This is a genomic window from Streptomyces sp. NPDC057654 (genome assembly GCF_042800135.1).
Taxonomy (GTDB): Bacteria; Actinomycetota; Actinomycetes; order Streptomycetales; family Streptomycetaceae; genus Streptomyces.
Map to the genome: position 1 here is coordinate 1 of NZ_JBHVHQ010000435.1, position 7,015 is coordinate 7,015.

Here is a 7,015-nt window from a genome sequence, read left to right on the forward strand (position 1 = left end):
GCCCCTTCTCGGCGGCGTCCGGGACGGCGGCGAGAATCACCAGGTCGCGCAGGCGCTCCAGGAGGTCCGCGACGAAGCGCCGGGGGTCGTTGCCGCCCTCGACGACGCGGTCGACGATCTCGAAGGCGGCGGCGCCGTCTCCGGAGGCGAAGGCCTCGACGACGGCGTCGAGGAGGCTGCCGTCGGTGTAGCCGAGGAGGGCGGTGGCCATGGCGTATGTCACACCGTCGGCGGCGGCGCCGGCCAGGAGCTGGTCCATGACGGACATCGAGTCACGGACGGACCCGGCCCCGGCCCGTACGACCAGGGGGAGCACCCCGTCCTCGACGGGGATCGCCTCGCGCCCGCAGACCTCGCCGAGGTACTCGCGCAGGGTGCCGGGCGGAACGAGGCGGAAGGGGTAGTGGTGCGTACGCGACCGGATGGTGCCGATGACCTTCTCGGGCTCGGTGGTCGCGAAGATGAACTTGAGGTGCTCGGGCGGCTCCTCCACCACCTTCAGCAGGGCGTTGAACCCCGCCGAGGTGACCATGTGCGCCTCGTCGATGATGTAGATCTTGTACCGGCTCGACGCGGGCCCGAAGAACGCCTTCTCCCGCAGCTCACGGGCGTCGTCCACGCCACCGTGCGAGGCGGCGTCGATCTCGATGACGTCGATGGAACCGCGCCCGTTGCGCGCCAGGTCCTGGCAGGACTGGCACTCGCCGCAGGGGTCGGGCGTGGGCCCCTGCTCGCAGTTGAGACAGCGGGCGAGGATGCGCGCGCTGGTCGTCTTGCCACAGCCGCGCGGCCCGCTGAACAGATAGGCGTGGTTGACCCGGTTGTTGCGCAGCGCTTGCTGCAAGGGATCGGTGACATGCGACTGCCCGATGACCTCTGCGAAGGACTCGGGGCGGTAGCGGCGGTAGAGCGCGAGGGACGACACGCATACGACGATATCGGGCCCCACCGACAAGTGGCCTCGCTCACAAAACCCAGGCCCCTCGCGACCCCGTCCCAGAGGCCCCAGGAACGCGAAGACCCCCCACGCACCCGCCAGAGCCCACTTACCCTTGCTGCCTTCCGGCCCTGGGGGAGTTCGGTGAGATAGCGCCACGTGAGGGGCTGCCCCCACTCTAACCGATCCCAACCCCCACGAGGACCACCCACCGCCCTTCCCGATCCCCCCTCCCGGCCATGTTCGCGAGCACCCTCTCCGGTCTTGTATTGTTTGCGGCGGAGGATTCGCCTAGTGGCCTAGGGCGCACGCTTGGAAAGCGTGTTGGGGGCAACCCCTCACGAGTTCGAATCTCGTATCCTCCGCCAGTGCCTCACCGGGCACGATGTCGAAGGGCCCCACCGCTCGCGGTGGGGCCCTTCTTCGGTTCCTCAGCCCCCGTTGCCCTGGTTTCTGTCCGCAGGGCGCGCCCCCGGGCCGCCAGATCGCGTCGCCCTCGCGGGCCCGGGCTTCCATGTGCGTTTGCAGCATCACGGCCAGAGGACCTGACAGGGGAACCGCGGCGGCCGACGCCCTCCCGCTCTCCGAGGACAAGAGGAACTACCGGTGGTGAGTGCGGCGCAGTTTCTGATCGACACCAGTGCGCTCGCCCGATTTCTCCGCGGCGGCGCCGAGAAGTTCGGCTGGGACCAGGCTGCCTCGGCCGGGCTCATCGCGACCTGCCCCGTCACCGAGCTGGAGTTCTTCTACAGCGCCCGCTCCGCCGCGGACCGCGCGCGCGGCGTCGAGGACCTGCGGCTGCCTTTCGGCTCGGGTGCCCGTTGATGACCGCGCTCACGATCGCGCTTGGCAGGTTCAGGAACTGCTGACCCAGCGTGGTCAACACCGCGGCACCGACGCCGTGGACCTCATCGTTGCCGCCACCGCAGAACTACAGGGACTGACTCTCCTGCACCGCGACCACGATTTCGCATGCATCGCCGCCGTCACCGGCCAGGCCAGGCAGTGGTACGGCCCGGAGCCCGGCGAATGAACACCCGCGCAGTCTCGGTTCTGGTCTCGTTCACCGACGTACGCCACAGTCCAGCAAGCACGTAGCCGGTGGCTGCGCCGCAGGTCGGAGCGCCGACGACCGGGCACGACCAGTCCTGCACGACCAGTCCTGTCGGGCGAAGGAGATCGTGGCAGGGGGTGATCTCGTCGTACGCGCTGCGTCCAGAGCGAGGGCGAGCCCTTCGCGAGGGCGGCAGAGCGTGAACGTGCTGGGCACCGGAGCTCCGGGGTTCCTTTGGCGTGATGTGTTTCACCCGGAAGCGGGGCTGTGTCGTCGTGGGATGCTCTCGCCCCTCTGTATGCGCCACTCTGGAGTCCTCCGCAAGGCCGGTCCCGGTCCGGTCGGGTCGGTCGGGTCGGTCGGCTTCGGGCCGCCGGCTGCGGTCGTCAGCGAACGTCGTCGTTCTCGTGAGGTGTTCCCATCAGCAGCCCCGGCGGATACTCACTGACCACATGGCTGAGCGGTCTCGAAGTCGCCCGGCTGGAGCGGGTTCTCGCAGCTCGGGCGGACGGGGTGGCGCCGCCCGAGCCGCAGTCGCTCGGTGAGGTGGCGGAGCGGCTCCAGCGCCCGGGGTCGGTGGCGCGGGTGCTGCCCGGGCTGGCGTTGCCGTGTCTACAGGTGGCCGAGGCGCTGGTGGCGCTGGGGCCGGGGCCGCGTGTCGAGTTGGAGGAGTTGCTGGGCGTATCCGGGGCGGATGGTCTTCGTGGGCTCGATGAGGCCCTTGAGGTGCTGGCCGATCACGCGCTGGTCTGGCCGGGCGGTCCGGATGGTCCGGATGGTCCGGATGGTCCGGATGGTGACGGCGGGTCGTTGTGTGCGGCCGAGCCGTTGCACCTCATGTGGCACTCGCCGCTGGGGCTGGACGCTCCGCTCGCGGCGCTGCTGGCGGACACGACCTCCGAGGAACTGCGGCGCATGCTCGCGGCGCTGGGCGTCAAGCCGCCCGGCAACACCAGGAAGCAGCGGCTCGCCGCCCTCGTGGCCCACCACAGCGATCCGGAGCAGGTCGTCTCGAAGGTGGCGGGCGCGCCCGCGGCCACCCGGAAGATGCTCGTTCGGTTGGCCGGTGAAGGACGTGAACTGCCCTCACAGGAGGATGAGTTCGGAGAATTCCGCCCCGACGCCCTTCCCGGTGCTCAATGGGCCCTGGCGCGAGGGCTGCTCGTACAGGACCGTTACCGGTACGAGCCCGCCCGTATGCCCGTCGAGGTGGCGCTCGCGCTGCGCGGGCCCGACTGGCACGCGCCCTTCGATCCGGCCCCGCCGACGGTGCGTACGGCGCCCATCAGCCCGGCGGAGGTGGACCGGGAAGCCGCCGCGGCGGCCACGGCGTTCGCCGCTCACGCCGCGTCGGTCCTGACGGTGTGCTCCGCCGCCCCGCCGACCGTGTTGAAGTCCGGCGGGGTCGGAGCGCGTGAACTTTCGCGGGTCGGCAAGGCGGCGCGCTGCGAGGACGACGTCGTACGCCTCGTTCTGGAAACCGCCTACGGGGCCGGGCTGCTGGCTCGGGACGGTCAGCAGGTCGCGGTGACGGACGGCTACGACGCCTGGGCCGAGCAGGAACCGGCGGAGCGGTTCGCCGAGCTCCTCCAGGTCTGGCGGACGCTGCCGCTCACCCCGAGCCGGGCCCGTGGCGAAGACGGCAAGGCGCTGCCCGCGCTCGCCGGAACACCGCCCTGCGACGGCTGTGTACGGGCGCGGGACGGGCTCCTCGCCGCCGCGGCGCACCTGCCCGCGGGACAAGGGGTGCAAGGGGTGCAAGGGGCACGGGAGGCGCAGAGCGCCGTGGAACTGGGCACCCTGATCAGCTGGCACCGCCCGTTCGCCGAACAACTCGCCCAGGACGGCGCGCCGTTCGCGCCCCTGGTCCGCGAGGCCGAGTTGCTCGGTGTCATCGCCCGCGGCGCCCTGTCCCCCATCGGTGCCGCGGTGCACGCGCCAGCGCCGGAATACGACGTCGACGCCCTGCTCACGGCCTGTCGGCGCCTGCTGCCTCCGGCCACCAGGGCTGCCCGCTTCGGCGCCGACCTCACCGCCGTCGTCACCGGCACTCCGTCCGCCCGGCTGGCCGCGCTCCTGGACGCCGTCGCGGACCGGGAGTCCGGCGGCACGGCCTCGGTGTGGCGGTTCGGGCCCGGTACCGTCCGCCGGGCCCTGGACTCGGGGCGTACGCCCGACGCGATCGAGGCCGAGTTGGCCGCCGTCGCGGTCGGCACGCTCCCGCAGCCGCTGACGTACCTGATCCACGACACCGCGCGCGGCCACGGCCGTATGCGCGTCGCATCCCCGGCCTGCGTCATCCACGGCGAGGAACCGGCCCTCCTCGCCGAACTCGCCGCCCACCGGCAGCTCACCGGCCTCGGCCTGCGGCAATTGGCCCCGACGGTTCTGGTCGGCCGGAGCCCGCTCGACGAAACCCTCGCCGCGCTCCGGGCCGCCGGGTACGCGCCCGTCGCCGAGGCCGCCGACGGGACCGTACGCATCGAACAGCCGCAGCATCGGCGTGCAGAGGCCCCGGTGCCGCGTCCGCGCCGAGCCGACGGCACGTCGTCGGGGAGGCCGGCCGGCGGCGCCCGCACAACGCGGTCCCGGGCCGGCAAAACCGCCGGCACCGCCAGTACCCCCGATATGGGAACCCTGGCCGCCAAACTGCTGGCCGCCCCGCCCCTCGCACCGGAACCCGACCCGGATAACGGCATCCCGTACAACACCGACATCGAGGAAATCACCGCCGCCTACGCGCGCCGGCTCCCCCTCGCGGACATCCGTCAACTGGCCCACGCCATCGTCAAGCACCAGGCCATCACCATCGAATACGTCGACGCCGCGGGTAACCGCACGGTACGCACCCTCAGCGAGATCGATCTCGACGCGCCCTATCTCTACGCCTGGTGCCACCTGCGCAACGACGACCGCGTCTTCGCCCTCTCCCGCATCCAAGGCGTCATGCCCGCGTAGAGCCTACGGCGGTCACAACGAGGCGAAGGCGGCTTGCGCCCGTCCTCGGCTCGGCACCTCGGCTCGGCTTCTCAGCGAGACAAGCCGGGAGCACCGCGAGTATGGTCTGTTGTATGGCCACGAAAAAAGTGACGGTGACGATCCCCGAGGATCTCCTGGACGAGATTCGCGGCGAGGCGGCGGAACGGGGCCTCTCGGCCTACGTCTCAGAGGCTCTGCGCTTCAAGCGCGACCGGGACCGCCTCCAGGAGCTGGTCGGCTGGCTGGAGGAAGAACACGGCCCGGTCACCGAGGACGAGCGCTCGGCAGCCGTTGACGAGTTGGCGGAACTCGACACCGAACACGAGCGCCGCCGCGCCACAGGACGGCACGAAACCGGGAAGCACGGCGCCGGAGAGGCCGCGTGAAGAAGCGGTCCGGCGAGTACGGGCAGGGGCCGCTCCGGGTCTTCGTACTGGACTGTGAAGCGCTGTCCCTGGCCGTACGCGGCGACCGCCGGATGATCGCCCGGCTCGACCTCGCAGCACGAGGCGAAGCCGAGGTGGTGACGTCCCCGATGACGCTGATCGAGGCGTACGACGGCAGAACGACCGAACAGCGCTGGGACTGGGTACTTTCCCGGCTCCAGGTCGTCGAGATCGGGAAGGACGAGGCGCGCGAGGCCCGCCGGCTCCTGGCCGACGCCGGGTCGTCCGGCCACGAGTACGCGATCGACGCCGTACTCGCCGTCATCGCGCGCCGGCAGAAGGGGCAGGTCACCGTCTTCACCTCGGACGTCGACGACCTGGAAAAGCTGGTCCCGGACACGATCGTCGTCAAGAAGGTGTGAGGCGGCCGAAACCGCTCCGGCCCCTCGACCTCGGTCACCCAGTCCACATCCCGCCGCCTCGCGACCAGTCTGCCGCCTCGCGACCAGCCCGTCGCCTCGCGACCAGTCTGCCGCCCCACGACCAGTCCGTCGCCCGCGGCTCCCTACGGCCGCACCATCCGGACCTCCGTGAGCTCCAGCAGCCCGCCCAGCTCGATCTTGACCTTGGTCTGGTCCGGGCTCACCGTCAGGCCGTCGCGGCGGATGAGGTCGAGGAGGCGTTCGGCGAGGGGGAAGACCATGTGGCGGGCCCAGCAGCGTTCGCTGGCGGGGCCGAAGGGGAGGTAGCCGGGGTGGGTGTCGCTGTCGAGGTCGTCCCAGCGTTCGGGGATGAACTCTTCGGGGTCGTCCCAGAGCTTGGGGTTGCGGTGGCTCAGCAGCGGGAAAAGGAGGATGTCGTCCCCGGGGCCGATGCGTTCGTCCACGGAGAGGAATTCCGGGGATGCCACCCGCAGAATGTTCCACGACGGCGGAAGCAAGCGGAGGGCTTCCAGGAGGATGTTCCGATTCGAGATCTCCTCGCGGAACGGGGCGCCCAGCCAGAGCGCGCTGGTGACCAGCGCCGCCACCGTGAAGCACATCGGCGCGCCCATTCTCCGGTACAGGAACATGGCGTGCCGACGGTCGCGGTAGTTCTGGGAGTCGAGTACGAGGGCGGCGAGCTTGGAGAGCGGTTCGTCGCTCTTCGGCTTGCCCAGCACCGCCGCGCCCGAGGCCACGGCCGCCCACGTCAATTTCGGTGTGAGCTCCAGCCGGCGGTCCACCAGAATGCGGAAGCGGAGGTGCTCCCGGTCGAAAAGCAGGTTGCGCAGATAAACATGTCCGACGTGCGGCCAGGGGCCGGTCAGGTCGACCGATCCGGGTACGGGGCGCTGCATCGCCGCCCGTACGTCGGCGCCGAGCGCCTGCATGAAGGCCGAGGCCTCGGTGCGGGTGACCGACCTGCCCTGTACGGGCTTGAAGGTGGGGCGCTCGTGCTCGTTGGCCGGCCTGCCGCTCAGTACGGCGTTCATCAGGTCGGGGTCGGCTATGCCGATGGTGTCCGGCTCCAGGCGGAACAGCGACGCGTCGCCATAGCGACTGAGCAGTTCCTGGATTCGCGGCGCGAACTCTACGGCCCGAGTGCTCCCGCCGGTGCGATGCGTTGGCATGGATGAACTCCGTTCCGGGGCGGCCCGGGCCGGCCGGGGTCGCCGGC

General features: G+C 70.9%; 5 protein-coding genes, 1 tRNA gene, 1 other RNA gene and 1 pseudogene. 5 read left to right on the forward strand and 3 right to left on the reverse strand.

Annotated features, from left to right (window positions below):
* Positions 1 to 925 (reverse strand): DNA polymerase III subunit gamma and tau (locus ACFU99_RS26905; protein ID WP_384396538.1); only part of this gene is annotated, 925 nt, incomplete at its 3' end.
* A gap of 87 nt (positions 926 to 1,012) precedes the next feature.
* Positions 1,013 to 1,109, reverse strand: an RNA gene (gene ffs, locus ACFU99_RS26910) — signal recognition particle sRNA small type.
* Between the two features lie 108 nt (positions 1,110 to 1,217).
* Between ffs and ACFU99_RS26915 the strand changes: the two genes are divergently transcribed.
* The 5 genes and pseudogenes from ACFU99_RS26915 (at position 1,218) to ACFU99_RS26935 (ending at position 5,778) form a co-directional block, all read left to right on the forward strand.
* Positions 1,218 to 1,305 (forward strand) — tRNA-Ser (locus ACFU99_RS26915).
* Positions 1,306 to 1,546: 241 nt separating this feature from the next.
* Positions 1,547 to 1,970: pseudogene (locus ACFU99_RS26920) on the forward strand (PIN domain nuclease).
* A 534-nt stretch (positions 1,971 to 2,504) separates the two neighbouring features.
* On the forward strand, positions 2,505 to 4,949 hold the full coding sequence (locus tag ACFU99_RS26925) for a helicase-associated domain-containing protein (RefSeq protein ID WP_384396541.1): 2,445 nt from the start codon (positions 2,505 to 2,507) through the stop codon (positions 4,947 to 4,949).
* 113 nt (positions 4,950 to 5,062) lie between these two features.
* Positions 5,063 to 5,356 carry a CopG family transcriptional regulator gene (locus tag ACFU99_RS26930; RefSeq protein WP_384396544.1) on the forward strand — a complete coding sequence of 98 codons (294 nt, stop codon included), beginning with the start codon at positions 5,063 to 5,065 and terminating at the stop codon, positions 5,354 to 5,356.
* On the forward strand, positions 5,353 to 5,778 hold the full coding sequence (locus ACFU99_RS26935) for a PIN domain-containing protein (RefSeq protein WP_384396548.1): 426 nt from the start codon (positions 5,353 to 5,355) through the stop codon (positions 5,776 to 5,778). Before ACFU99_RS26930 ends, ACFU99_RS26935 begins: the two co-directional genes overlap by 4 nt.
* A 143-nt stretch (positions 5,779 to 5,921) precedes the next feature.
* On the opposite strand, the gene ACFU99_RS26940 is transcribed toward ACFU99_RS26935, so the two are convergent.
* Entirely contained in the window at positions 5,922 to 6,968 is a 1,047-nt protein-coding gene (locus tag ACFU99_RS26940; RefSeq protein WP_384396551.1) for a cytochrome P450, read from the reverse strand.
* Positions 6,969 to 7,015 lie beyond the last annotated feature (47 nt).

What these genes read in the sequence shown, in the direction of transcription:
- ACFU99_RS26930 (WP_384396544.1), top strand. Translation starts at nt 5,063, where the DNA reads ATGGCCACGAAAAAAGTGACGGTGACGATCCCCGAGGATCTCCTGGAC.
- ACFU99_RS26940 (WP_384396551.1), bottom strand. Translation starts at nt 6,968, where the DNA reads ATGCCAACGCATCGCACCGGCGGGAGCACTCGGGCCGTAGAGTTCGCG.